At 68.6% G+C, this 26,105-nt stretch carries 23 protein-coding genes; 18 read left to right on the top strand and 5 right to left on the bottom strand.

Annotation, left to right across the window (positions count from 1 at the left end):
- The first annotated feature begins 69 nt into the window (after window positions 1-69).
- Window positions 70-2,271: a ribonuclease R gene (rnr, locus tag LCHO_RS14285; protein ID WP_012347874.1), complete on the top strand. Its 2,202-nt coding sequence runs from the start codon at window positions 70-72 to the stop codon at window positions 2,269-2,271.
- Between the two features lie 20 nt (window positions 2,272-2,291).
- On the opposite strand, the gene LCHO_RS14280 is transcribed toward rnr, so the two are convergent.
- The 4 genes from LCHO_RS14280 to LCHO_RS14265 are packed head-to-tail and all read right to left on the bottom strand — an operon-like array spanning window position 2,292 to window position 7,127.
- A complete protein-coding gene (locus LCHO_RS14280) occupies window positions 2,292-3,938 on the bottom strand; it encodes a bifunctional ADP-dependent NAD(P)H-hydrate dehydratase/NAD(P)H-hydrate epimerase (protein WP_012347873.1) in 1,647 nt (548 codons plus the stop codon).
- Between the two features lie 2 nt (window positions 3,939-3,940).
- Window positions 3,941-4,402 (bottom strand): PIN domain-containing protein, encoded by a 462-nt coding sequence (locus LCHO_RS14275; RefSeq protein ID WP_012347872.1) that lies wholly within the window; start codon window positions 4,400-4,402, stop codon window positions 3,941-3,943.
- The gene (locus tag LCHO_RS14270) at window positions 4,399-5,766 is read right to left on the bottom strand and encodes an FAD-dependent oxidoreductase (RefSeq protein ID WP_012347871.1); all 1,368 of its coding nucleotides are present in this window, start codon (window positions 5,764-5,766) and stop codon (window positions 4,399-4,401) included. Before LCHO_RS14270 ends, LCHO_RS14275 begins: the two co-directional genes overlap by 4 nt.
- Window positions 5,766-7,127 carry an amidase gene (locus LCHO_RS14265; protein ID WP_223210444.1) on the bottom strand — a complete coding sequence of 454 codons (1,362 nt, stop codon included), beginning with the start codon at window positions 7,125-7,127 and terminating at the stop codon, window positions 5,766-5,768. The genes LCHO_RS14270 and LCHO_RS14265 overlap by 1 nt, the downstream gene beginning before the upstream one ends.
- 173 nt (window positions 7,128-7,300) lie before the next feature.
- On the opposite strand from LCHO_RS14265, the gene rpsB reads away from it, so the two are divergent.
- From rpsB to LCHO_RS14185, 16 genes are all read left to right on the top strand, one after another.
- Window positions 7,301-8,047, top strand: coding sequence for a 30S ribosomal protein S2 (gene rpsB / locus LCHO_RS14260; RefSeq protein ID WP_012347869.1), 747 nt, complete (start codon window positions 7,301-7,303; stop codon window positions 8,045-8,047).
- 99 nt (window positions 8,048-8,146) lie between these two features.
- Window positions 8,147-9,067 (top strand): translation elongation factor Ts, encoded by a 921-nt coding sequence (gene tsf, locus LCHO_RS14255; RefSeq protein ID WP_012347868.1) that lies wholly within the window; start codon window positions 8,147-8,149, stop codon window positions 9,065-9,067.
- A gap of 88 nt (window positions 9,068-9,155) precedes the next feature.
- A complete protein-coding gene (gene pyrH, locus LCHO_RS14250) occupies window positions 9,156-9,866 on the top strand; it encodes a UMP kinase (protein WP_012347867.1) in 711 nt (236 codons plus the stop codon).
- A 42-nt stretch (window positions 9,867-9,908) separates the two neighbouring features.
- Window positions 9,909-10,469: a ribosome recycling factor gene (frr, locus tag LCHO_RS14245; RefSeq protein ID WP_012347866.1), complete on the top strand. Its 561-nt coding sequence runs from the start codon at window positions 9,909-9,911 to the stop codon at window positions 10,467-10,469.
- Between the two features lie 21 nt (window positions 10,470-10,490).
- Window positions 10,491-11,264, top strand: a complete 774-nt coding sequence (gene uppS, locus LCHO_RS14240) for a polyprenyl diphosphate synthase (RefSeq protein ID WP_012347865.1) — start codon at window positions 10,491-10,493, stop codon at window positions 11,262-11,264.
- Between the two features lie 9 nt (window positions 11,265-11,273).
- A complete protein-coding gene (locus tag LCHO_RS14235) occupies window positions 11,274-12,110 on the top strand; it encodes a phosphatidate cytidylyltransferase (RefSeq protein WP_012347864.1) in 837 nt (278 codons plus the stop codon).
- On the top strand, window positions 12,107-13,315 hold the full coding sequence (gene ispC, locus LCHO_RS14230) for a 1-deoxy-D-xylulose-5-phosphate reductoisomerase (RefSeq protein ID WP_012347863.1): 1,209 nt from the start codon (window positions 12,107-12,109) through the stop codon (window positions 13,313-13,315). Before LCHO_RS14235 ends, ispC begins: the two co-directional genes overlap by 4 nt.
- A gap of 6 nt (window positions 13,316-13,321) precedes the next feature.
- Window positions 13,322-14,797 carry an RIP metalloprotease RseP gene (rseP, locus tag LCHO_RS14225; RefSeq protein ID WP_012347862.1) on the top strand — a complete coding sequence of 492 codons (1,476 nt, stop codon included), beginning with the start codon at window positions 13,322-13,324 and terminating at the stop codon, window positions 14,795-14,797.
- A gap of 4 nt (window positions 14,798-14,801) precedes the next feature.
- Window positions 14,802-17,114, top strand: coding sequence for an outer membrane protein assembly factor BamA (bamA, locus tag LCHO_RS14220; protein ID WP_012347861.1), 2,313 nt, complete (start codon window positions 14,802-14,804; stop codon window positions 17,112-17,114).
- Window positions 17,114-17,638, top strand: a complete 525-nt coding sequence (locus LCHO_RS14215; protein ID WP_012347860.1) for an OmpH/Skp family outer membrane protein — start codon at window positions 17,114-17,116, stop codon at window positions 17,636-17,638. The genes bamA and LCHO_RS14215 overlap by 1 nt, the downstream gene beginning before the upstream one ends.
- Window positions 17,639-17,708: 70 nt before the next feature.
- On the top strand, window positions 17,709-18,737 hold the full coding sequence (gene lpxD, locus LCHO_RS14210) for a UDP-3-O-(3-hydroxymyristoyl)glucosamine N-acyltransferase (RefSeq protein ID WP_012347859.1): 1,029 nt from the start codon (window positions 17,709-17,711) through the stop codon (window positions 18,735-18,737).
- Window positions 18,738-18,739: 2 nt separating this feature from the next.
- Window positions 18,740-19,180 carry a 3-hydroxyacyl-ACP dehydratase FabZ gene (fabZ, locus tag LCHO_RS14205; protein WP_043705467.1) on the top strand — a complete coding sequence of 147 codons (441 nt, stop codon included), beginning with the start codon at window positions 18,740-18,742 and terminating at the stop codon, window positions 19,178-19,180.
- A gap of 14 nt (window positions 19,181-19,194) precedes the next feature.
- Window positions 19,195-19,989: an acyl-ACP--UDP-N-acetylglucosamine O-acyltransferase gene (lpxA, locus tag LCHO_RS14200; protein ID WP_012347857.1), complete on the top strand. Its 795-nt coding sequence runs from the start codon at window positions 19,195-19,197 to the stop codon at window positions 19,987-19,989.
- A 29-nt stretch (window positions 19,990-20,018) separates the two neighbouring features.
- Complete coding sequence (lpxB, locus tag LCHO_RS14195; protein ID WP_012347856.1) at window positions 20,019-21,164, top strand: lipid-A-disaccharide synthase; 1,146 nt, start codon at window positions 20,019-20,021, stop codon at window positions 21,162-21,164.
- Window positions 21,136-21,792 (top strand): ribonuclease HII, encoded by a 657-nt coding sequence (gene rnhB / locus LCHO_RS14190; RefSeq protein WP_012347855.1) that lies wholly within the window; start codon window positions 21,136-21,138, stop codon window positions 21,790-21,792. Before lpxB ends, rnhB begins: the two co-directional genes overlap by 29 nt.
- On the top strand, window positions 21,792-22,625 hold the full coding sequence (locus LCHO_RS14185) for a TrmH family RNA methyltransferase (RefSeq protein ID WP_012347854.1): 834 nt from the start codon (window positions 21,792-21,794) through the stop codon (window positions 22,623-22,625). The genes rnhB and LCHO_RS14185 overlap by 1 nt, the downstream gene beginning before the upstream one ends.
- A gap of 28 nt (window positions 22,626-22,653) precedes the next feature.
- Here the strand turns inward: LCHO_RS14185 and ppsR are convergent, their stop codons facing one another.
- Window positions 22,654-23,475, bottom strand: a complete 822-nt coding sequence (ppsR, locus tag LCHO_RS14180) for a posphoenolpyruvate synthetase regulatory kinase/phosphorylase PpsR (RefSeq protein WP_012347853.1) — start codon at window positions 23,473-23,475, stop codon at window positions 22,654-22,656.
- Between the two features lie 198 nt (window positions 23,476-23,673).
- On the opposite strand from ppsR, the gene ppsA reads away from it, so the two are divergent.
- A complete protein-coding gene (ppsA, locus tag LCHO_RS14175; protein ID WP_012347852.1) occupies window positions 23,674-26,070 on the top strand; it encodes a phosphoenolpyruvate synthase in 2,397 nt (798 codons plus the stop codon).
- Window positions 26,071-26,105 lie beyond the last annotated feature (35 nt).

Below are 26,105 nucleotides of genomic sequence, written 5' to 3'. Positions count from 1 at the left end.
CAACCGAGAAAGAAAGTGTAGCATCCATTCAAACAGAAAAGCAAGAGGTATTGTTTGACTACAACACTGATGAGTGAAATCGAGGGCACGGTGCAAGGCCACCGCGATGGGCACGGCTTCGTGATCCGAGGTGGTGGCGAGCCCGACATCTATCTGGCACCCCAGGAGATGAAGGCGGTTCTGCACCGCGACCGGGTCAAGGTGCGCGTCATACGCCAGGATCGCAAGGGTCGACCGGAAGGCCGCGTGCTCGAGATCCTCGAGCGCAAGCGCGCGCCGATCATCGGCCGGCTGCTCAACGAAAACGGCATGTGGGTGGTGGCACCGGAAGACAAGCGCTACGGTCAGGACATCCTGATTCCCAAGAACGCGTTGGCCAAGGCCGAAGTCGGGCAGGTGGTGGCCGTCGAACTGGTCGAGCCGCCCTCGCTCTATGCCCAGCCCGTTGGCCGCATCACCGAGGTGCTGGGTGACATCGACGACCCCGGCATGGAGATCGAGATCGCGGTGCGCAAGTACGAGGTGCCGCATCGTTTCTCGCCGGAGACGCTGGCGCAGACCGGCAAGCTGCCCGACCGCGTGCGGGCGGCCGACTGCAAGGGCCGCATCGACCTGCGCGATGTGCCGCTGGTCACGATCGACGGCGAAGATGCCCGCGACTTCGACGACGCGGTCTATTGCGAGCCGGCCAAGGTCGGTCGCACCAAGGGCTGGCGCCTGCTGGTGGCGATTGCCGACGTCAGCCATTACGTCAAGCCCGGCGAGCCGCTCGATGACGACGCCTACGAGCGCGCGACCTCGGTCTACTTCCCGCGGCGCGTGATTCCCATGCTGCCCGAGAAGCTGTCCAACGGGCTGTGTTCGCTCAACCCTGACGAAGAGCGGCTGTCGATGGTGTGCGACATGCTGGTCAACGCCAGCGGCGAGGTGCACGCCTACCAGTTCTATCCGGCGGTGATCCTGTCGCATGCACGCTTCACCTACACCGAGGTGGCGACCATCCTGACCAACACGCGCGGCCCCGAGGCGCAGCGTCGTCATGAACTGGTGCCTCATCTGGTGCACCTGCACGAGATCTATCGCGCCTTGCTCAAGCAGCGCGCACTGCGCGGGGCGGTCGATTTCGAGACCACCGAGACCCAGATCGTCTGCGACGACAACGGCCGCATCGAGAAGATCGTGCCGCGCACCCGCACCGAGGCGCACCGCCTGATCGAAGAGGCGATGCTGGCGGCCAACGTCTGCGCGGCCGACTTCATCCACGGCGGCAAACATCCGTCGGTCTATCGCGTGCACGAGGGGCCGACGCCCGAAAAACGCACCACGCTGCAGAACTACCTGCGCAGCATGGGCCTCGGTTTCGTCCTGAGCGAAGAACCCAAGCCGGCGGAGCTGCAGATGATCGCGCAGCAGACGCGCGATCGGCCCGACGTCGCGCAGATCCACCAGATGCTGCTGCGTTCGATGCAGCAGGCGATCTACACGCCGACCAACAGCGGCCACTTCGGCCTGGCCTACGACGCCTACACGCACTTCACCAGCCCGATCCGGCGCTATCCGGATCTGCTGGTGCACCGGGTGATCAAGGCGCTGCTGCACAACAAGCGCTATCACCTGACGCTGCCGCAAGGCCATGCCGCGCCGGCCGAGACCCGGCGCGGCAAACCGGTGTCGGCCGCACACCATGAAAGTGCCGCCTGGGAAGCCGCCGGCGCGCACTGCAGCGCCAACGAGCGGCGTGCCGACGAGGCCTCGCGCGACGTCGAGGCCTGGCTCAAGTGCAAGTTCATGCGCGATCGCCTCGGCGAGGAGTACGCCGGCACGATCAGTTCCGTCACCAGCTTCGGGCTGTTCGTGCAGCTGGACGAGCTCTACGTCGAGGGCCTGGTGCACATCACCGAACTCGGTGGCGAGTATTTCCGCTATGACGAGGCGCGCCAGGAAATGCGTGGCGAGCGCACCGGCGTGCGTTACGTGGTGGGCGGGCGCATCCGGGTGCAGGTCAGTCGCGTCGATCTCGACGGCCGCAAGATCGATTTCCGGATGGTGCGCGAAGGCGCCGCGCCGCAGCCGACGGCGCGAGCTCCGCGTGAACGCCATGCCAATGCGCAGGACGAGCTGGCGGCCATCAAGGACGCCGATCGCCAGGTGCGCCGTGCCGGCCGCAAGGAGGCCGGCGGCAAGTCGACCGGCAAGCCGGCGACGCCACGCAAGAGCGCCGCGGGTGCCGAGGCGCGCAAGGCCAAGGCCAGGCGCAACGGCCGCGGTTGAGCCCGCCGCCGGGTCTGCCCTCAGGCCCGGCGTGCCGCGGCGATGCGTCGCAGCTCGTCGCCGAGCGCTTCGGCGACGCGTGCCGCGGGCAGTGCTTCGGCCTGCGGGCTGAGCGCCTGGGCGGTGGCGCCGTGCAGGTGGCAGGCCGCCAGCGTGGCCTGCCTTGCGGTTTGCAGCGAGTCCGCATGCGGGCCCGAGGCTGCGTCGCGGCGCGTGCTGGCGTGACGGCTCCACAGGCCGCCGAGGCAGCCGGCCAGCACGTCGCCGCTGCCGGGCGTGGCCAGTGCGGCGTTGCCGCTGCCGTTGATCGACGGCAGCTCGCCTGGCGCGGCGATCACCGAGCCCGATCCCTTGAGCACGACCACGACCTGCCAGCGATCGGCCAGGGTCTGCGCGGCCTCGAACCGGTTGCGCTGCACGTCGGCGGCGCTGCAGCCGAGCAGCCGTGCGGCCTCCAGCGGGTGCGGTGTCATCACGGTGGGCCGGCCCGACGTGCCACGCGCCCGCAACGCTCGATCGAGTGCCGGATCGGCGGCGATCGCATTGAGCGCATCGGCGTCGAGCACCAGGCGGGCGGCGTGCGCCAGCAGCGACGGCAGGCGTGCGGCGATGTCGGTGCCGCCGCCGCAACCGGCTACCACGGTCGATGCGCCCAGCCGCGCCGCGTCGGGCGTGGCGCCCGGCATCAGTTCGGGATGCAGCGTGTCGGCGTGGCGCGAGCGGGCGTCCAGCAGATCGACATAGACCCGCCCCGCGCCGCACTGCAGCGCCGCGCGTGCGGCCAGCCACGCGGCGCCCGCCATCGATGCCGCGCCGCCGATCACCCACACGTCGCCGAAGCTGCCCTTGTGCTGGGCGTGGCGCCGCGGCACCGCCACCGCATCGAAGGCGGCGCCACGCTCGAGCACGGCCTGCGCCGGCACGGCCTGCAGGTCGACCGCCAGGTCGTGCCACCAGATCTCGCCGGCGTGATCGCGGCCGGAGCCGGTGAACAGTCCGGGCGCCGGGCTGAGCAGCGCGAGCGTCCAGTCGGCGTCGATCACCGCCGCCGCACCGCCTGCCGGAGCCGGTGGCCAGCTGCCGGTGTCGCCGTTCAGCCCGGACGGCAGATCGACCGCCAGCACGGCTGCGGCGCTCGCATTGATGGTCGCGATCAGTTCGGCGATCCGTCCGTCGGCGGCGCGGTTCAGGCCGCGACCGAGCAGGGCGTCGATCACCAGCGTGCCGTGATCGCAGCGGCTCAGGGTGTCCTGAAGCAGCGTCTGGCCGGTGTCGTCGATCGGCACGACCGGCACGCCGAAGGCGAGTGCCCGCAGTCGCGCAGCGCCGGCATCGGCCGGTTGTCGATCGGGCTGGCCAAGCCACCAGACCCGAACCGTCTTGCCGGCCTGCTGCAACAGGGCCGCGGCTTCGAAGCCGTCGCCGCCGTTGTTGCCGGGGCCGGCGACGATCTCGATCCGCCGACTGTGCGGCGCCAGCGCGATGGCCAGCCGTGCCAGCGCCTGGCCGGCGCGTTGCATCAGCGTGTGCGGTGGCAGCGCCAGCGCGTGCAGACGCTCGAGCTCGCTGCCGTGGCGGGCATCGTGCAGCAGCAGGTTCGAGCGGTCGCGGCCGGTCAGCACCGACCGGGGCGGTGCGCTTGCGGCGTCGAACGGGTGCGGCGTCATCGTCAGACCAGCCCGGCGGCGGCCGTGGCGCTCCACTGGGCGGGCGTCAGCACCGCCACGCCATGCGGCCGGGCGCCACGAGCCAGGCGCAGCAGCGCGCGGTCGCGGGTGACCAGCCACGGCGTGCGGCGGGCCAGCGCCAGGTCGATGAAGCCCTGGTCGTCCGGGTCGGTGCAATGCAGGCGCAGCGCCGCCGACAGCGGCGCGGGCGTGTCGACCAACCGGATCCAGCGCTCGACTTCGGCGTGCGCCGGCGCATGGGCGGCCTGCCAGCGTTGCAGTGGCGGGTGGGTCAGGAGCCGGCCGAGCACGTCGTGCAGCTCGACTCGCATGTCGGGGGTGGCGATCCAGCGCAGCGCGCCGCGGCGTACCGCGTCGCCGAGCGGCTGGGCTGCGGGTTCGGCGAACACCAGCCAGTCGAGTACAGCGTTGGTGTCGAGAATGACGTCGGACGGCGGGTTCATGGGTGCGCCCAGCGTGAGGCCGCAAACGGCGCCGGATCGGTCGAGCAGGGCCGGCCGCTGATCTGTTCGGCCAGCAGGCGCGCGCTGCCGCAGGCCAGTGTCCAGCCGTGGGCGCCGTGGCCGAGGTTGAGCCAGACGCCCGGCGTCGCGCTCGGCCCGATCACCGGCGGGCCGTGCGGCAGCATCGGCCGCGCGCCGCGCCAGATCTGCGCCTGCCGGCGCTCGGTCGCATGCGGAAACCAGCGGTCCAGCGCGGCATAGAGCGGGCTCAGCGCGGCCTCGCCGGCCGGGCCCGGCGAGCCACCGAGCTCGAAGCCGCCGGTCACGCGCAACCGCGGGCCCAGCCGTGACAGCGTCACCCCCGCGCTGGCGTCGACCACCGCCGATTGCAGCGCCTGACCGTCCGGATGGATGCGGAAGGTGGCGGCGTGACCCCAGACCGGCTGGATCGGCAGGGCCTGGGCGTGCCGGTGGACCAGTGTCGTGTCGGCGCCGCTGCACAGCACCACGGCATCGTGGGTTGCCTGACGATCGCGGTCGAGCGGCTGGGTCGGCACGAAGTCGGCCTCGGCGGTATCGGGCGGATGGGCCGCACTGGCGCGGCTTCGCAGCACGGGCCCGGGCCGTGAGGGCGTGGCAGCGTCGCGCTCACGTGCGCGCAGCTGCAGGGTGATCTGTCGGCCCTCGGTGCGGATGGCGCCGACCTCGGTGCCGAACGTGAACTGCACGCCCTGGCGCCGCTCGGCGTGGTCGCGCAGCTGCTGGGTCATCTGGCGACAGTTGCCGACACCGTCGTCGGGCAGGTGCAGGCCGCCGGCCAGGCGCGAACGGCCGAGGTGGGGCTCGATCTCCAGGCAGGCCTGCGGCGTCAGCTCGTTCACTGCCCAGCCCAGCTCGCGCAGCATGCCGGCGTGGCGGTGGGTGGGCGCGAGCTCGCGGCTGTCGCGCAGCAGCACCAGCACGCCGCGGCTGCGCTCGTGGCTGAGGCCGAGGTCGCGGGTGAGCTGGTCGAGGCGCTGCAGGCTGATGACCGCCAGCTCGGTCATGGCGCGCACGTCGCCGGCGTGTCCGCTGCTGCTGGCGCGCCACCATTGCCACAGCCACTGGTAGTGCGCCGGATCCAGGCCGGGGCGCCAGCGCAGCGCCGACTCGTGGTGGCGCAGTCCGCGCAGCAGCCAGCGACGCAGGCCGGGTGCTGCGGCCGGGGACACCAGTCCGGCCGTCAGCAGCCCGGCGTGGGCGAAGCTGGCGGCCTCGGCGACCGCATCGCAGCGCTCGTACACGGTCACTTCGTGGCCGGCTTCGGCCAGCTCGAACGCGGTGGTGACTCCGGCAATGCCGGCACCGACGACCCCGACGCGCATCAGGCGCCCCGCTGCGGTTGCAAGGCGGCTTCGACCGCGCCGGCGGCGTCGAGCAGCAGATCGTCACGCCCGCCTGGCGCCCACAGCATCAGCCCGACGGGGGGCTGGCTTTGCGTGTGGCAAGGCAGCGTGATCGCGCAGCCGTCGAGCAGGTTGACGACGGCGGGGTTGCGCAGCAGCAGCGCGTTGACGCGGAAGAATTCGTCGTCGCTGGCCAGCAGCGGCGCCATCGCCGGGGCGATCAGCGGCACGGTGGGGCTGAGCACGAGGTCGACGTCGGCCAGCGCCGCTTCCATGCGCGTGATCCAGGCGCGGCGGCGTTGATGCAATGCAGCGAGCTGCTCGGCCGAGATCGACGCACCCCGGCGGATGCGCCCGAGCACGCGCGGGTCATATTCGTGGCCGTGCGCCGCCAGGTGCGGCGCGTGCCAGGCCCAGGCTTCGGCTGCGGTGATGCCGCCCTGTTCGGTCAGCGCCGGCAGCTCGGCGAGGGCGTCCACGCGGAGTTCCTTCAGCTGCACGCCAGCCGCGGCGAGCGTGCCGAGGCTGGCCTCGAAGGCCTGTGCGACCTCGGCATCGAGGCCGTCCAGAAAGTGGTTGCGGATCCAGCCCAGCCGCAGGTTCGACAACGTCCGCCCGGCCAGGGCGACGCGACGCTGCGCCAGCACCTGGTGCAGCAGCACGGCGTCGCGCACGCTGCGGGTGACGGCGCAGACGGTGTCCATGCTGGGCGCCAGCGGCACGCTGCCGTGCAGCGGCGTCAGGGCCTGGGTGTTCTTGTAGCCGACCAGGCCGTGCAGTGCCGCGGGAATGCGGATCGAGCCGCCGGTGTCGCTGCCGAGTGCCGCCCAGGCCGCGCCGCAGGCGACCGACACGGCGCCGCCGGAGGTCGATCCGCCGGGCACACAATCGGGCCGCCCGAGCGCTGCCATCGCGGCATTGGCCGGCGTGCCGCTGTGCGGGTTGATGCCCACGCCCGAAAAGGCGAACTCGGTCATCTGCGTGCGTCCGACGAGCGCTGCGCCGGCCTTGCGCAGGCGCGCCACGGCGGGGGCATCGGCCCGGGCCGGTTGATCGGCGCCGAGCCAGGTCGAGCCGGCTCGGGTGGGCTGGCCCTGGACGTCGAACAGATCCTTGATGCTGACCGCCAGGCCGCACAGCACGCCGGCGTCGCGGCCTTCAAGGAGGGCTCGATCGGCCGCGGCGGCCGCCTGGCGCGAACCTTCCGCGTCGACCGCCATGAAGGCGTGTCTTGCCGAGGGTGCCGCGGCTGCGGTCAGGCTGGTTTCGATCAGGTCGGCGGCACGGACGGTGCGCTGCCGAACCTGCGATGTGTGTGCGCTCAGGTCGGTGACGTTCACGGCTGTTATACTTTTCGGGTTTTTCCGCCCACGTTCGGGCGGGAGAGCCTAGTCCGAATCCGGCTGCCTGAAGGTGTTGCGCCGCAAAAGATCGAACCTGTTCGCAAGGTTTTGCATCTTTTGTCACTGTTAGCAATTCGAGCCGGATTCTAGATCCAACCTTTGGAGTGCTTATGTCATTCACGATGCGCGAAATGCTGGAAGCCGGTGTCCACTTCGGTCACCAAACCCGCTTCTGGAACCCCAAGATGGCCCCGTATATCTTCGGCCATCGCAACAAGATCCACATCATCAACCTCGAGAAGACGGTTCCGCTCTTCAACGAGGCGACCAAGTACGCACGCCAGCTCGCAGGCAAGCGCGGCACCATCCTGTTCGTCGGCACCAAGCGCCAGGCGCGTGACGTCGTGGCGATGGAAGCCGCACGCGCGGGCATGCCGTTCGTCGAGACCCGCTGGCTCGGCGGCATGCTGACCAACTTCAAGACCGTCAAGGGTTCGCTGAAGAAGCTCAAGGAAATGCAGGCCCAGGTCGAGGCCGGCACCCAGCCCGCGATCAAGAAGGAAGCGCTGATGTTCCAGCGCGAGATCGCCAAGCTCGAGAAGGACATCGGCGGCATCCAGGACATGAACGCGCTGCCTGACGCGCTGTTCGTGATCGACGTCGGTTTCCACAAGATCGCGATCGCCGAAGCCAAGAAGCTCGGCATCCCCGTGATCGGCGTGGTCGACACCAACCACTCGCCGGTCGGCATCGACTACGTCATCCCCGGCAACGACGACTCGGCCAAGGCGGTTGCGCTGTACGCCCGTGTCATGGCCGACGCGATCATCGAAGGCAAGGCCAACTCGCTCAATGAAGTGGTCGAGGCTGCCGCCGGCGCCAGCGACGAGTTCGTCGAGGTCAGCGACCCCGCCTGAGTCTTCCCGGCTCGCTGTGCAAGGGGCTGATTCAGCCCCTTTTTTTCAAGATTTTTCGTGACCGCACCCGTGCGCGTCATGCCTGAACAGGAGAAATACATGGCCACGATTACTGCCAAGATGGTGGGCGACCTGCGCGCCAAGACCGACGCCCCGATGATGGAATGCAAGAAGGCCCTCACCGAGGCCGACGGCAACATGGAAAAGGCCGAAGAGCTGCTGCGCGTCAAGCTCGGCAACAAGGCCAGCAAGGCCGCGTCGCGCGTGACCGCCGAAGGCGTCGTCGCCTCGGCCGTGTCGGGCTCGACCGGCGCCCTGATCGAAGTCAACTGCGAAACCGACTTCGTCTCCAAGAACGACTCGTTCCTGGCCTTCGTGCAGGCCTGTGTCAATCTGGTCGTCGAGCACAACCCGGCCGACGTGGCTGCGCTGTCGGCGCTGCCGCTGGCGATGGAAGACTTCGGCCCGACGGTCGAGGACGTGCGCAAGGGCCTGATCGGCAAGATCGGCGAGAACCTGGCGATCCGCCGCTTCAAGCGTTATGGCGACGGCGGCAGCCTCGCGCATTACCTGCACGGCGTGCGCATCGGCGTGATGGTCGAGTACAGCGGTGACGCGGTCGCCGCCAAGGACGTGGCGATGCACATCGCCGCCATGAAGCCGGTCTCGCTGACCTCGGCCGACGTGTCCGCCGACCTGATCGAGAAAGAGCGTGCCGTTGCGGCCGGCAAGGCTGCCGAAGATGCCAAGGCCGCCGAAGCGGCCGGCAAGCCGGCGCAGTCGGCCGAGATCGTCGCCAAGCGCATCGAAGGCTCGATCCAGAAGTTCCTGAAGGAGGTCTCGCTGTTCAACCAGACCTTCGTCAAGAACGACAAGCAGACGGTCGAGCAGATGCTCAAGGCTGCCGGCACCACGGTGAAGGGCTTCACCATGTACGTGGTGGGCGAAGGCATCGAGAAGAAGCAGGACGACTTCGCGGCCGAAGTGGCGGCTCAGGTCGCTGCTGCCAAGGGTCAGTGAGTCAGCGGCGCGGACCCGGGCTTCCGGTGTCCGCGCGGTTGGCTTGACCTAAACTCGATCTGTTTTGACTGCCCCTGAGGGATCCTGCATGCCGGCCTACAAACGAATCCTGCTGAAACTTTCCGGAGAAGCCCTGATGGGCGACGACGCGTATGGCATCAACCGCGCGACCATCGTGCGCATGGTGCGCGAGATCCAGGAGGTGACGCAGCTCGGTTGCGAGGTGGCGGTGGTGATCGGCGGGGGCAACATCTTCCGCGGCGTGGCCGGCGGTTCGGTGGGCATGGACCGCGCCACCGCCGATTACATGGGCATGCTGGCGACCGTGATGAACGCGCTGGCGCTGGCCGACACAATGCGCCAGGAAGGCATGACCGCGCGCGTGATGTCGGCCATCAGCATCGACCAGGTGGTCGAGCCCTATGTGCGCCCGAAGGCGCTGCAGTACCTCGAAGAGGGCAAGGTGGTGGTGTTCGCCGGTGGCACGGGCAATCCGTTCTTCACCACCGACACCGCCGCAGCCCTGCGCGGCGCCGAGATGGGCGCCCAGATCATGCTGAAGGCGACCAAGGTCGATGGCGTCTACACCGCCGACCCCAAGAAGGACCCGTCCGCCACGCGTTATCCGACGCTGACCTTCGACGAGGCGATCATCAAGAACCTGCAGGTGCTCGATGCCACCGCCTTCGCGCTGTGCCGCGACCAGAAGCTGCCGCTCAAGGTGTTCTCGATCTTCAAGCCGGGCGCGCTCAAGCGCGTCGTGATGGGTGGGGACGAGGGCACGCTGGTGCACGTCTGACCCCCGAGTCGGCTAGAAGATTGAATTGCAAGGAACCGAGTGATGAGCATCGCCGAGATCAAGAAGAACGCTGAAGCCAAGATGGCCAAGTCGGTGGAAGCGTTCAAGAACGAACTGCAGAAGATCCGCACCGGCCGGGCCCATCCGGGCATCCTGGACCAGGTGCATGTCGACTACTACGGCTCGAACCTGCCGCTCAGCCAGGTGGCGAACGTCACGCTGATCGATGCGCGCACCATCAGCGTCCAGCCGTGGGAAAAGAGCATGGCGCAGAAGATCGAGAAGGCGATCCGCGAATCCGATCTCGGCCTGAACCCGTCGAGCATGGGCGACCTGATCCGCGTGCCGATGCCGGCCCTGACCGAAGAGCGCCGCAAGGAACTCACCAAGGTCGTGCGCCATGCCGGCGAGGACTCCAAGGTGGCGGTGCGCAACCTGCGCCGCGATGCCAACGACCAGGCCAAGAAGCTGCTCAAGGACAAGCTGATCTCCGAGGACGACGAGCGCCGCTCGGTCGACGAGGTGCAGAAGCTGACCGACCGCGTGATCGCCGAGATCGACCGGCTGGTGCATGGCAAGGAAGCCGAAATCCTGGCCGTCTGAGTGCGCGCCCGGCTTGATGGCATGAGCAGCACGACAAGCAAGGTGACCGATCTGACCTCATCCCTGCCACGCCACGTTGCCATCGTCATGGATGGCAACGGCCGCTGGGCCAACCGGCGCCTGATGCCGCGTGTGGTCGGCCACAAGTTCGGTGTCGATGCGCTGATCCGCATCATCAATGCCTGCGCCGATCGCGGCATCGGCCATCTGACGGTGTTCGCGTTTTCGTCCGAAAACTGGAACCGGCCGCAGGAGGAGGTCTCCGGGCTGATGAACCTGGTGCTGGTGGCGGTCTCGAAGTACCTCGCCCGCATGGCCGAGGACGGCGTGCGCATCCGCATCATCGGCGACCGTGCCGAGGTGTCGCAGAAGGTGCGCACCGCCTGGGACGAGGCCGAGCGACTGACCGAGAACAACCGCCGCATCACCGTGTCGGTGGCGTTCAACTACGGCGGCCGCTGGGACGTGGTGCAGGCCTGCCGCGCGCTGGTGGCCTCGGGGGTCACCGCCGATCAGATCGACGAGGCGGCGCTGTCGCGCCACATGTCGCTGGCGTACGCGCCGGACCCCGACTTCTTCATCCGCACAGGCGGTGAGGTGCGGATCTCCAATTTCCTGCTCTGGCAGGCGGCTTATTCCGAGCTGTATTTCACCGATTGCCTCTGGCCCGACTTCGACGAGCGTGCGCTCGACGCAGCGCTGGCCGACTACGCCTCGCGCGACCGCCGCTTCGGCCGTGTCAAGACCGATGTGACGCCCGACGGCCAGCGCATCGCCTTGGCGCCTGACCGCTGATCGGCCCCCATGCTCAAGACCCGAATCATCACGGCAGTGGTCCTGCTGTCGATCCTGCTGCCCGCCCTGATGGCCGAGGCGGCATGGCCGTTTGCACTGCTGACGCTGGTGCTGATCGGCGCGGCCGGCTGGGAATGGTCGCGCCTGAACCAGTTGCCGGGAGTGGGGGCCTGGCTGATCGGCGCGCTGGTCGCTCTGGGCTCCGCCTGGGCCTGGTGGTCCGGCTGGATCGGTTACACGCCTGGCGTGGTCTGGGTGCTGGCGCTGCTGGTGTGGGTGCTCGGCGGTGCCCTGGCGCTGCGCCGGGGCGTGTCGGCATGGCCGGCGACGCCGCGTGGCCTGCGCATGGCCGGCGGTGTGCTGCTGCTGTGGCTGGCGTGGTTGGCGATCGCCGAGAGCCACGCGCGCGGCCTGAATTTCCTGATGTCGGTCTTCTGCCTGGTGTGGGCGGCGGACATCGCGGCGTATTTCGGTGGCAGGGCCTGGGGTCGACGCAAGTTGGCGCCCACCATCAGTCCGGGCAAGAGCTGGGCGGGGGTCTACACGGGCATGGCGGGCGTGGTGCTGCTGGCGCTGGGCTGGATCGCGTTCGACCGCTCCGGCGGCACCGACAGCGCGAGCCTCTACACCGTCCTGCTCGATCGCGCCGGCTGGCTCGGCCTGCTGCTCGGCTGCCTGTTCCTGGCGGCGATGAGCGTGGTCGGCGACCTGTTCGAGTCGCTCGTCAAGCGCAGCGCCGGTGCCAAGGACAGCAGCGCGCTGCTGCCCGGCCACGGCGGCGTGCTCGATCGCATCGATGCGCTGCTGTCGGTCTTTCCCCTGGCCCTGGCGCTGGTGTTGACATGAACCTCGATCACAAGCCCGCCGCGCGGCAACGCGTCTGCATCCTCGGCTCCACCGGCTCGATCGGCACCAGCACGCTCGACGTGCTGTCGCGCCATCCCGACCGCTTCGAGGTGGTCGCGCTGACCGCCCACAGCCGGGTCGACGAACTGGCCGCGCAGTGCCTGCAATGGCGCCCGCGCTGGGCCGTGATGGCGACCGCCGCGCAGGCTCTCGATCTCTCGCAGCGCCTGCGTGCAGCCGGCTTGGGCACCGAGGTGCTGCACGGTGCCGACGCGCTGGTGCAGGTGGCCGGTCACGACCAGGTCGACACCGTGATGGCCGCCATCGTCGGTGCCGCCGGCCTGGCGCCGTGCCTGGCCGCGGCGCGTGCCGGCAAGCGCCTGCTGCTGGCCAACAAGGAGGCCATCGTGGTCGGCGGCGCCCTGTTCATGCAGGCGGTGCGCGAGGGCGGTGCCACGCTGCTGCCGATCGACAGCGAACATTCGGCGATCTTCCAGTGCCTGCCCGAAGACCGTCGTACCTGGCCGCAGCGCATCGACCACATCGTGCTGACCGCCTCGGGCGGACCGTTCCGCAGCCGTGATCCGGCGACGCTGGCCGAGGTCACGCCCGAACAGGCATGCGCTCACCCGAACTGGGTGATGGGCCGCAAGATCTCGGTCGATTCGGCCACGATGATGAACAAGGCGCTCGAGGTCATCGAGGCGCGCTGGCTGTTCGACCTGACGCCGCGGCAGGTGCGGGTGGTGATCCATCCGCAGAGCATCATCCACTCGATGGTGGTGTGCCGCGACGCCTCGGTGCTGGCGCAACTGGGCACGCCCGACATGCGGGTGCCGATCGCCTACGGCCTGGCCTGGCCCGAGCGCATCGAGTCGGGCGCGTCGCAGCTCGATTTCCTCGGCCTTGCCAACCTGACCTTCGAGCCGGCCGACGCGCAGCGTTATCCCGGCCTGCAACTGGCCTGGCAGGCGCTCGAATCGCGTGAAGGCAGCACCACGGTGCTCAACGCTGCCAACGAGATCGCGGTGGATGCCTTCCTGAACCGCCGGTTGCGCTTCGACCAGATCGCCCGCCTGAATGCGACCGTGCTCGAGCGCCTGGCCGTCCCGGCCGACGCGGCTGCATCGGTCGAGGGTCTGCTGGCGCTCGACGGGCGTGCCCGGTCGCTCGCGGGCGAACTGATCCGCACCGGAAGAATCTGAGTACGCATGAACAGTCTGCTGTTTTTCCTGATCACGCTGGCGGTGCTGATCGTGGCCCACGAGTGGGGCCATTACCGGGTCGCTCGGGCCTGCGGCGTGAAGGTGCTGCGCTTCTCGATCGGCTTTGGCCGCCCGCTGTGGCGGCGCCAGTCCGGCGATACCGAGTGGGTGATCGGCATGCTGCCGCTGGGCGGCTACGTGAAGATGCTCGACGAGCGCGAGGCGCCCGTGCCGCCGGACCAGCTCGATCAGTCGTTCAACCGCAAGGCCTTGTGGCAGCGCACCGCCATCGTCGCCGCCGGCCCGCTGGCCAATCTGATCCTCGCCGTGATGCTCTACGCCGCGGCAAGCTGGATCGGCACCGACGAACCACGTGCCTTGCTGAGCACGCCGATCGCCGGCAGCCAGGCCGAGCGTGCCGGTGTGCGTGCCGGCGACCACGTGCTGCGCATGGCGGTCGGGCCTGACGCCGACTGGGACGAGGTGCTGTCGCTGACCGACCTGCGGTGGCAGCTCACCCGTGCTGCCCTCAACGGCCAGGATGTTCGCCTCGAGCTGCGGCGTTCGGGCGGCACCGGGATCGATTCGGTGAGCCTGCCGCTGTCCGAACTCGATGCCACCGATGCCGATCCCGGCCTGATGCGCCGCATCGGCCTGGGCGCGCCCTTTGCCGAGCCGGTGCTCGGCGAAGTCGTGGCTGGCGGAGCGGCAGCGCGCGCAGGACTGCGACCGGGCGACCGGGTGCTGAGCGTCGACGGCAAGTCGGTCAACGATGCGGCGGCGCTGCGCGCCACGATCCGGGCTGCGGCGCTCGAGGCGCAGAAGCCCGCCGAGGAGGTCACGTCACCCGTCCCGACACCGTCGGCGCCGGACTCGTCCCTGGCGCAGGAGCTGTCGGCGCCGGATCTGCCGGTCGAAGCGGTGGCTCTGCCCCCCGGCAGCCAGCGCTGGCGCATCGAGCGTGCGGGGCAGGCGATGGAGGTCGTCGTGACGCCGGCGATCGTCGATGACCGCGGCCAGCGCATCGGCCGCATCGAGGCGGTGGTGGGCGCGCGCGTGCAGATGGACCCTGTGCAGCACGGCCTGGTCGACGGCCTGCTGCGTGGCCTCGATCGCACCGTCGAGATGGGGGCCCTGACGCTCAAGATGTTCGGCCGCATGCTGACCGGTGACGCCTCGGTGCGCAACCTCAGCGGCCCGCTCACGATCGCCGAATTTGCCGGTCAGTCGGCCGAGCTCGGCATCGCCTATTACCTCGGTTTTCTGGCGGTCGTCAGCGTCAGCCTGGGCATGCTGAACCTGCTGCCGCTGCCGATGCTCGACGGCGGACACCTCTTGTATTATCTGTTCGAGGGGGTGGTCGGGCGCCCGATCCCGGATGTCTGGATCGAGCGGCTGCAGCGAGGTGGGCTGGTGGTCATCCTCATGATGATGTCGCTCGCCCTCTACAACGACGTGGCCCGCCTGATGGGCCTGCACTGATCGCATGCACTTTCCCGCCTCCAACCCTCGTTTTCATCCCCTCGTCCTTGCAATCGCGGTCAGTGCGGCCAGCGTCAGCTTGCCGGCCTGGGCGGTCCAGCCCTTCGTGCTCAAGGACATCCGCATCGAAGGCCTGCAGCGCACTGAAGCGGGCACCGTGTTTGCCTCGCTGCCGTTCCGGGTCGGCGACACCTACAACGACGACAAGGGTTCGGCGGCCTTGCGCGCGCTGTTCGCCACCGGCCTGTTCAAGGACGTGCGCCTCGAGGTCACCGGCCAGGTGGTGGTGGTGGTGGTCGAGGAGCGCGCGATCATCGCCAACGTCGACTTCACCGGCACCAAGGAGTTCGACCGCGAGACCCTCATCAAGGCGCTCAAGGACATCGGCATCGGCGAAGGCCAGCCGTTCGACAAGGGCCTGGCCGACCGCGCCGAGCAGGAGCTCAAGCGCCAGTACCTGACACGCAGCCTCTACGGCGCCGAGGTCGTCACCACCATCACGCCGGTCGAACGCAACCGCGTCAACGTGACGTTCGCCGTCACCGAAGGCGGCGTGGCGCGCATCAACGAGATCCGCATCACCGGCAACCAGGCGTTCTCCGAGAACACGCTGCTCACCGAGCTCGATCTGACGGCCGGCGGCCTGATGACCTGGTACACCAAGAGCGATCGCTATTCGCGCGCCAAGCTCAATGCCGATCTCGAGACCCTGCGTGCCTGGTACCTCAACCGCGGCTACCTCGAGTTCGTGGTCGAGTCGACCCAGGTCGCGATCTCGCCCGACAAGCAGAACATCTCGATCACGATCAACATCCGCGAAGGCCAGCGCTACACCGTCACCGCGGTCCGCCTGAGCGGCGACTACCTCGGCAAGGACGACGAGTTCAAGTCGCTGGTGACGATCCAGCCGGGCGAACCGTATCGCGCCGAGGCCGTCACGAACACCCAGAAGGCCTTCACCGATCGTTTCGGCCTGTTCGGCTTCGCCTTCGCGCGGGTCGAGGCGGTGCCGCAGATCGACCGCAACACCGGCCGCGTGCAGGTGCAGCTCAACGCCGATCCGGCGCGCCGGGTCTACGTGCGGCGCATCAACGTGTCGGGCAATTCACGCACGCGCGACGAAGTGATCCGCCGCGAACTGCGCCAGTTCGAATCGGCCTGGTACGACGGCGCGCGCATCAAGCTGTCGCGCGACCGGATCGACCGGCTCGGGTATTTCAGCGAAGTCGACATCGAGACCACCGAGGTGCCCGGCACCTTCGACCAGGTCGACCTGACCGTCAGCGTGAAGGAAAAACCCACCGGCAGCCTGCTGCTGGGGGCGAGCTTCTCTAGCGCCGACAAGCTCGCCTTCAATGCCTCGGTCAAGCAGGAGAACGTGTTCGGCTCGGGCAACTACCTGGGCATCGAATTCAACACCAGCAAGTCGGCGCGCTCGCTGGTGGTGTCGACGGTCGATCCCTATTTCACCGATGACGGCGTGTCGCGTGCCATCGACGTGTTCTACCGCACCACCAAGCCGCTCAACAGCCAGGGCGAGGACTACCAGCTCGTCACGCCGGGTGCGGCGATCCGTTTCGGCGTGCCCTTCTCCGAGCTCGACACGGTGTTTGTCGGCATCGGCATCGAGCGCACCACCATCAAGGGTGCCAACGCGCTGCCGGAGAACTTCTTCCGCCAGCGTGCGCTGTTCGGTGACAGCAGCACCTCGGTTCCGCTCACGCTCGGCTGGCAGCGCGATGGCCGCGACAGCGCACTGGTGCCCAACGATGGCCGCTATCAGCGCCTGAATCTCGAGTGGGGCATCGGCGGCGACACCCGCTACCTGCGCAGCAACTACCAGTATCAGCAGTACTTTCCGCTCAGCAAGCGCTTCACGCTCGGACTCAACGGCGAGTTCGGCATCGGCCGCGGGCTGGGTGGGCGTGCCTATCCGATCTACAAGAACTTCTACGGCGGCGGCCTCGGCACGGTGCGGGCCTTCGACCAGAACTCGCTCGGCCCGGTCGACGTGACGGGTGCCTACATCGGTGGAAATCGCCGGCTCAACCTCAACGCCGAGCTCTACGTGCCGTTCCCCGGCACCGGCAACGACCGCACGTTGCGCATCTTCGGCTACACCGATGCCGGCAACGTCTGGCGCGAGGGTGAATCGATGGCCGATACCGAGGCCAATCCCATCCGGGTCTCGGCCGGCGTGGGCCTGTCGTGGGTCTCTCCGGTCGGTCCCCTCAAGCTGAGCTGGGGTGTCCCTTTGCGCTATGCGCGTACGGATAGAATTCAGCGCTTCCAGTTCCAGATCGGTACCGCATTTTGATGATGAAGTCCATGCTCTTGACGCTGGCCAGTGCGGCCAGCCTGCTGCTGTCGGCCCCGGTGCTTCAGGCCCAGGAGCTGAAGATCGGTTTCGTGAGCAGCGACCGCGTGCTGCGTGACGCCTTGCCTGCCAAGGCCGCGCAGGCCAAGCTGGAGACCGAATTCAGCCGGCGCGACAAGGAGCTCAACGAAGCCGCCGCCAAGCTGAAGGCGGCCGACGACCGGTTCCAGAAGGATCAGCCCACGCTGGGCGAGACCGAACGCGGTCGCCGGCAGCGCGAACTGGTCGAGCAGGAGCGCGACATCCAGCGCAAGCGCCGCGAGTTCCAGGAAGACCTGAACCAGCGCAAGAACGAAGAGCTGGCGGCGGTGGTCGAACGCGCCAACAAGGTGATCAAGCAGATCGCCGAACAGGAAAAGTACGACCTCATCATCCAGGACGCGGTGCACTGGAGTGCCCGGGTCGACATCACCGACAAGGTGATCAAGGCGCTCAACGCGGCTCCCCCCGCCGCTGCCCGGTGAGCCGCGCGGCCACAGCGCTGCGCCCACCTGCTGCGCGACGCATCCCAACCCAGCCGGTTTCACGCCCGTGATGCAAGCCGCTCTGCATGAACTGCATGCGGCGTTGGGCGGTGAGTTGCTGGGGGATCCGTCGCTTGTGATCCGCCGCATCGGCCCGCTCGCCAGCGCCGACGCCGAGACCATCAGCTTCGTCTCCAACGCGCGTTATCGCGCCCAGCTGGCGCAGACCGCCGCGGCCTGCGTGATCGTCGCACCCGCGCTGGCCGAAGACGCCGCCCAGCGCGGCGCGGCCATCGTCACGCCCGATCCTTACCACTACTTCGCCCGCCTGACGCAATGGTGGGCGGCGCGGTTGCGTGTCGCGCCGCCATCGGGTGTGCACCCGTCCGCGGTGGTGGCGGCCGATGTGCGCCTGGGTGAGGGCGTCTCGGTCGGCCCGCTCACGGTGATCGAGGCCGGTGCGGTACTGGGTGACGGCGTGGTGATCGCGAGCCAGTGCCACATCGGTGCGGGCGTGCAGATCGGCGCACAGACCCGGCTGGCGCCGCACGTCACGCTGATGCCCGGCACGCGGCTGGGCCAGCGCTGCCTGCTGCACGGCGGGGTCGTCATCGGCGCCGACGGATTCGGCTTCGCGCCGCACCAGGGCCGCTGGGAAAAGATCGAGCAGCTCGGCGGCGTGGTGGTGGGCGACGACGTCGAGATCGGCGCCAACACCTGCATCGATCGTGGCGCGCTCGACGACACCGTGATCGGCGAGGGCGTCAAGCTCGACAACCTGATCCAGATCGGCCACAACGTGCAGATCGGCGCACACAGCGCGATGGCCGGCTGTGCCGGCGTGGCCGGCAGCGCGCGCATCGGCCGCGGTTGTACCGTCGGCGGCGGCGCCATCGTTCTGGGCCACCTCGAACTGGCCGACGGCGTGCACATCTCGGCGGCCAGTGTCGTGATGCGCTCGATCAAGCAGCCCGGCCAATACAGCGGCGTGTTCCCGATCGACGACAACGCGTCTTGGGAAAAGAACGCCGCCACCCTGCGTCAATTGCATACCTTGCGCGACCGTTTGCGCACCCTTGAAAAGAAGAGTTCCCCATGACCGTGATGGACATCCACCAGATCCTCAAGAAGCTGCCGCACCGCTACCCGATCCTGCTGGTGGACCGCGTGGTCGAACTCGAGCTCAACAAGCGCATCCAGGCGCTGAAGAACGTCACCATCAACGAGCCGTTCTTCATGGGCCACTTCCCGCACCGGCCGGTGATGCCGGGCGTGCTGATCCTCGAGGCGCTGGCGCAGGCGTCGGCGCTGCTGTCGTTCGCGTCGATGGGCGAGGACCCGGGCGACGACACGGTGGTGTATTTCGTCGGCATCGACGGCGCGCGCTTCAAGCGCCCGGTCGAGCCGGGTGACCAGCTGATCCTCGAATCGACCCTGGTGCGCGCCAAGGGCGGTATCTTCAAGTACCAGACCCGTGCCACGGTCAACGGCGAGCTCGCCACCGAGGCCGAGCTGATGTGCACGATGCGCAAGATCGCCTGAGGCGGCCCGATCCCATGGCGCAGATTCATCCCACCGCGATCGTCGACCCTGCGGCCGAACTGGCCGATTCGGTCGTCGTTGGCGCCTACGCGGTCATCGGGCCTCAGGTGCGCATCGGAGCCGGCACGACGATCGGCCCGCACTGCGTGATCGAGGGTCGCACGACGATCGGTGTCGACAACCGTTTCTTCCAGTTCTCGTCGATCGGCGCGCTGCCGCAGGACATGAGCCACGACGGCGAGATCACCGAGCTGGTGATCGGCGACCGCAACACCGTGCGCGAGTTCTGTACCTTCAACACCGGCACCCGCAAGGAAGACGGCGTCACCCGTGTCGGCAGCGACAACTGGATCATGGCCTACGTGCACCTGGCCCACGACGTGCGGCTGGGCAGCCACTGCGTGCTGGCCAACAACGCCACGCTGGCCGGCCATGTGCACGTGGGCGACTGGGCCACCATCGGCGGCCTGAGCGGCGTGCACCAGTTCGTGCACATCGGCGCGCACGCGATGATCGGCTTCCAGGGCCATGTCTCGCAGGACGTGCCGCCCTACATGACGGTCGACGGCAACCCGCTGACCGTGCGTGCGGTCAACCTCACCGGCCTGCGTCGGCGCGGCTTCAGCAACGAACGCATCGGCGTGATCCGCCAGATGCACAAGCTGCTGTACCGCGACTCGCTCACGCTGGAACAGGCCGTCGAGGCGGTCGGCGCCCTGCGCGGCCAGCAGGCCGAAGCACAGAGCGACGCCGACATCGCCGTGATGCTCGACTTCATTGCCGGCGCCAAGCGCGGCCTGGTGCGCTGACGCGCGGCCTGCCCGACACGCATCCACCCATGAATCGCGCCGACCCCCGGCTCGCACTGGTGGCCGGTGAGGCCTCCGGCGACCTGCTCGCCAGCCTGCTGCTGGGCGGCCTGCGCCAGCGCTGGCCGCAACTGCGCGCGCAGGGCATCGGCGGGCCGAAGATGATCGCGCAGGGCTTTGAAAGCTGGTGGCCGCAGGACAAGCTGGCGGTGTTCGGCTATGTCGACGCGCTGCGCCACTACCGCGAGATCGCCGGCATCCGCCGCGAACTCGGCGACCGGCTGCTGCAGGACAAGCCCGAGGTGCTGATCGGCGTCGACGCGCCCGACTTCAACCTCGGCCTCGAAGAGCGCCTGAAGGCCGCCGGCGTGCCGACGGTGCATTTCGTCAGCCCGTCGATCTGGGCCTGGCGCGGCGGGCGCATCGAGAAGATCCGCCGCTCGGCCGATCACGTGCTGTGCCTGTTCCCGTTCGAGCCGCAGATCTACGAACGCGCGGGCATCGCGGCCACCTACGTCGGCCACCCGATCGCCGACCACATCCCGCTCGAGGTGCCGCGTGCGGCGGCGCGTGCGCAACTCGGCCTGTCGGACAACGACACCGTGATCGCGCTGCTGCCCGGCAGCCGGCGCAGCGAGATCCGCTACATCGCGCCCAGCCTGCTGGCAGCGGCCATGCTGCTGGCGCGCCAGCGCCCCGAACTCAAGTTCGTGCTGCCGGTCGCGCCGGGGCTGCGTGCGCTGCTCGACCCGCTGATCGCCGAACACGCACCCGGCCTGGCGCTGCAACTGCTCGACGGCCAGTCGCACGGCGCGCTGGCCGCCTGCGACCTGACGCTGATCGCCAGCGGCACCGCCACGCTCGAGGCGGCGCTGTTCAAGCGGCCGATGGTGATCGCCTACCGCCTGCACGCTTTGAGCTGGCAGATCATGAAGCGCCTGGCCTATCAACCGTGGGTCGGCCTGCCCAACATCCTGCTGCGCGACTTTGCCGTGCCCGAGCTGATCCAGAACGCCGCCACGCCGCAGGCGATCGCCGCCGCCGCGCTCGAATGGCTGGACGACCCCGTGCGCTGCGAGCAGCTCGCCCGGCGTTTCACCGAACTCCATCACCTGCTGCGCCAGAACACCGCGCAGCGCGCCACCGATGCGATCGCGCAAGTCCTCGGTCGCTGAGCCCTTGCGCGAGCAGCTGCCGCTGCACTTCGAGCGCGTCGGCCTGATGGCCGGTGTCGACGAGGCCGGCCGCGGCCCGCTGGCCGGCCCGGTGGTGGCTGCGGCGGTGATCCTCGACGAACTGCAGCCGATCGCCGGCCTGGCCGATTCCAAGATCCTGACCGAGCGCCGCCGCGAGCGGCTGTTCGACGAGATCCGCGCCAAGGCGCTGGCCTTCTGCATCGCGCAGGCCAGCGTCGAGGAGATCGACCGCCTGAACATCCTGCAGGCGACGATGCTGGCCATGAAACGTGCCGTCGAAGGCCTGCGCCTCAAGCCCGCGCAGGTGCTGGTCGACGGCAACCGCGTGCCGGTGCTGCGCATCCCGGCCGAGGCGATCGTCAAGGGCGACGCCAAGGTGCCGGCGATCAGCGCGGCGTCGATCCTGGCCAAGGTGCACCGTGACCGGCTCTGCCAGGCGCTGCACGAGCTTTATCCGCACTACGGTTTTGCGGTCCACAAGGGTTACCCGACCGCGGCGCACCTGCAGGCGCTGAAGGATCACGGGCCGTGCGAAAGCCACCGCAAGTCCTATGCGCCGGTGCGCGAGGCGGGTCTGCAGCGGCTGACCCTCTCCAGCTCATCCTGATGACACAACCTTCCGATCTCACGCCCACACCCGTTTCGGCGATCGCCGCCGCCCACAAGGTGCGCGAGGTCAGCTCGCACAGCCATGCGCTGGTCAAGGACCTGCGCCGGCTGGCGCACGAGGCCGGCGCCTACCGCAAGCTCGGCCGCATCTGGCTCGAGGGCGATCACCTCGCCCGCGCCTTGCTGGCGCGAGGTGGACGGCCACAGATCTGCGTGGTCGGCGCCAGTGCCTGGCTGCAGCCGAACTGGCGCGAACTGGCGCTGGCCGCACCCGAGGTGGTGGTGATCGCCGACAACCTGTTGCCCGAGATCAGCTCGCTCGAATCACCCGCGCCATTGGGTTTCCTGATCGCCGCGCCGGCCGCGCGGGTGCCGACGCAGTCGGGCGTGAACACGCTGGTGCTCGACCGCCTGCAGGACCCCGGCAACGTCGGCACGCTGCTGCGCAGCGCGGCGGCGCTGGGTGTCAAGCAGGTGCTGGCGATGAAGGGCACCGCCGCGCTCTGGTCGCCCAAGGTGCTGCGCGCGGGCATGGGCGCGCATTTCGCGCTGCATCTGGTGGAAGGGGTCGAGGTCAACGAGCTCGACACGCTCGATCTGCCGCTGCTGGCCACCAGTTCGCATGCCGAGCAGTCCCTGCACGAGGTGCGGCTGCCGCAGCCCTGCGCCTGGGTGCTGGGCCACGAAGGCCAGGGCGTGGCCGAGGCGGTGATGCGCCGCTGCGCGCTGACGGTGCGCATCCCGCAGCCGGGCGGCGAGGAGTCGCTCAACGTGGCGGCGGCCGCGGCGATCTGTCTCTACGAATCGGCCCGGCAGGCGCTCACGGGCTGAATCGTGAGCGGGATGCCCGCCGTGTCGGTCAGTAGATCAGCCGGTCGGGCCGGATGTCACGCAGGATGGTGGTGGCGATTTCCTCGATCGACTTGTGCGTCGACGACAGCCACGAGATGCCCTCGCGCTTCATCATGCGTTCGGCCTCGTTGATCTCGTAGCGGCAGTTCGCCAGCGCGGCGTACTTGCTGCCGGGGCGGCGCTCGTTGCGGATCTGGCTCAGGCGGTCGGCATCGATCGTCAGGCCGAAACACTTGCGCTTGTAGGGCGCCAGGCTTGACGGGATGCTGTCGCGCTCGAAGTCTTCAGGGATCAGCGGGTAGTTGGCGGCCTTGATGCCGTGCTGCATCGCCAGGTACAGCGAGGTCGGCGTCTTGCCGCTGCGGCTCACGCCCACCAGGATCACGTCGGCCTCGGCCAGGTTGCGCGACGACTGGCCGTCGTCGTGGGCGAGCGAGAAGTTGATCGCCTCGATGCGGTCGTGATACTCCTGGCTCTTGGCCACGTCCGAAAAACGACCGACGCGGTGGTTGCTGGTCAGCTGCAACTCGGCTTCGAGCGGCTCGACGAAGGTGCGGAACATGTCGAGCACCAGCGCATTGGAGTGCGAGCCGATCTTCTCGCGCACGGTGTCGTTGACGATCGTGATGAAGACGATCGGCCGCTTGCCTTCGGCCAGTGCCGCGCCGTTGATCTCGGTGATGACCTGATCGGCCTTTTCGGCGTTGTCGATGAAGGGCCGCCGCACATGGCGCGGCTTGATCGCGAACTGGGCCAGGATGGAGTTGCCGAATGTCTCGGCAGTGATGCCGGTGCCGTCGGAGACGAAGAACACGGTGCGATTGGGCATGGGCGCGCGAGTGTGGGGTCGTTGGGTACTTTCGGATTACATGATAGGCCGGGCCGCCCGTAGAATCCGCGCCCATACGCTCGCCGTCATGCACCTGCCGTTCCACCCACGCCACGAAAAACAGCCCATAAAGCGCTGTGGGTCGGCCTGTGCGCCTTCGACGCGAGCCCCGGTTTTTTTACATCACGGAGCTTTTCCATGTCTGCAATCAACCTGGCGACCGCCCTGGTCGTACCGTTCGAACACCTGAGAATGACCGACGTCGAGGTCGTGGGCGGCAAGAACGCCTCGCTCGGCGAAATGATCAGCCAGCTTGCCGCTTCGGGCGTGCGGGTGCCGGGCGGCTTCGCCACCACGGCGCTGGCTTTCCGCGAGTTCCTGACCGCCGGCGGCCTGACCGACAAGATCAACGCGCGGCTGTCGGCGCTCGACACCGACGACGTGCGCGCGCTGGCCGAGGCCGGTGCCGAGATCCGCGGCTGGGTCGAGTCGGCGCCGTTCCCGGCCGACTTCGAGGCGGCGATCCGTGCCGAGTTCGTCAAGCTGACGGCCGAGCACCCGGGCGCCTCGTTCGCGGTGCGCTCGTCGGCCACGGCCGAAGACATGCCCGACGCCTCGTTCGCCGGTCAGCAGGAGACCTTCCTGAACGTGGTCGGCATCGACGACGTGCTGCACAAGATGCGCGAGGTGTTCGCCTCGCTCTACAACGACCGCGCCATCAGCTACCGCGTGCACAAGGGCTACGCCCACCACGACGTGGCGCTGTCGGCCGGCGTGCAGCGCATGGTCCGTTCCGACCTGGGCGCAGCCGGCGTGATGTTCACGATCGACACCGAGTCGGGTTTCGAGGACGTGGTCTTCATCACCTCCAGCTACGGCCTGGGCGAGACGGTGGTGCAGGGCGCCGTCAACCCCGACGAGTTCTACGTGCACAAGCCGGCACTCAAGAACGGCAAGCTGGCGGTGATCCGCCGCAGCCTGGGCTCCAAGCTGATCCGCATGGAGTTCGCCACGCCCGAGGAGAAGGCCGCGAGCGGCAAGCTGGTGCGCACCACCGACACGCCGCCCGAGATGCGCAACCGCTATTCGCTCAGCGATGCCGACGTGACCGAGCTGGCGCGCTTCGCGGTGATCATCGAGCAGCACTACGGCCGCGCGATGGACATCGAGTGGGGCAAGGACGGCGGCGACGGCCTGCTCTACATCCTGCAGGCGCGCCCCGAGACGGTGAAGAGCCAGGCGGGCAACCAGGTCGAGCACCGCTACAAGCTCAAGGGCCACAGCACGGTGCTGGCCGAAGGCCGCGCGATCGGTCAGAAGATCGGTACCGGCCCGGTGCGGCTGGTGCATTCGATCGCCGAGATGAGCCGCGTGCAGCCGGGCGACGTGCTGGTCACCGACATGACCGACCCGAACTGGGAGCCGGTGATGAAGCGCGCCAGCGCGATCGTCACCAACCGCGGCGGGCGCACCTGCCACGCGGCGATCATCGCGCGCGAACTGGGCATCCCGGCGGTGGTCGGCTGCGGTGACGCCACCGAGATCCTCAAGGACGGCCAGCTGGTGACGGTGGCCTGCTCCGAAGGCGACACCGGCTTCATCTACGACGGCCTGCTCGAGATGGAGGTCAGCGAGGTGCAGCGCGGCGAGCTGCCGTACTCGCCGGTCAAGATCATGATGAACGTGGGCAACCCGCAGCTGGCGTTCGACTTCTGCCAGATGCCGAACTCGGGCGTCGGCCTGGCGCGCCTGGAGTTCATCATCAACAACAACATCGGCGTGCACCCGAAGGCGATCCTCGACTACCCGAACGTCGATGCCGACCTGAAGAAGGCGGTCGAGTCGGTGGCGCGTGGCCATGCCAGCCCGCGCGCGTTCTACGTCGACAAGCTGGTCGAGGGTGTTGCCACGATCGCGGCGGCGTTCTGGCCCAAGCCGGTGATCGTGCGGCTGTCTGACTTCAAGAGCAACGAGTACCGCAAGCTCATCGGTGGCTCACGTTATGAGCCTGAAGAAGAGAATCCGATGCTCGGCTTCCGCGGCGCTGCACGTTACCTGAGCGCCGATTTCGGCGAGGCCTTCGCCATGGAATGCGAGGCGCTCAAGCGCGTGCGTCGCGACATGGGGCTGACCAACGTCGAGATCATGGTGCCCTTCGTGCGCACGCTCAAGCAGGCCGAGCGGGTGGTCAACATGATGGCCGACCAGGGTCTCAAGCGCGGCGTCGACGGCCTGCGCGTGATCATGATGTGCGAGATCCCGAGCAACGCGATCCTGGCCGACCAGTACCTCGAGTTCTTCGACGGCATGTCGATCGGTTCGAACGACCTGACCCAGCTCACGCTGGGCCTGGACCGCGACTCGGGCATGGAGTTGCTGGCGGCCGATTTCGACGAGCGCGATCCGGCCGTCAAGGCGCTGATCTCGCGTGCCATCGCGGCTTGCCGTGCGCACGGCAAGTACATCGGCATCTGCGGCCAGGGCCCCAGCGACCACCCCGACTTCGCCGACTGGCTGGCGCAGGAGGGCATCGTGTCGATGTCGCTGAACCCGGATTCGGTGATCGCCACCTGGCAGCGCCTGGCCAAGCGCTGACACGTCGCGGCGACCGTCGAATTCGGCGGGCGTCT

It is taken from the genome of Leptothrix cholodnii SP-6, from assembly GCF_000019785.1.
Taxonomy (GTDB): domain Bacteria; phylum Pseudomonadota; class Gammaproteobacteria; order Burkholderiales; family Burkholderiaceae_C; genus Sphaerotilus; species Sphaerotilus cholodnii.
This window is presented reverse-complemented; position numbering and strand designations above follow the sequence as displayed.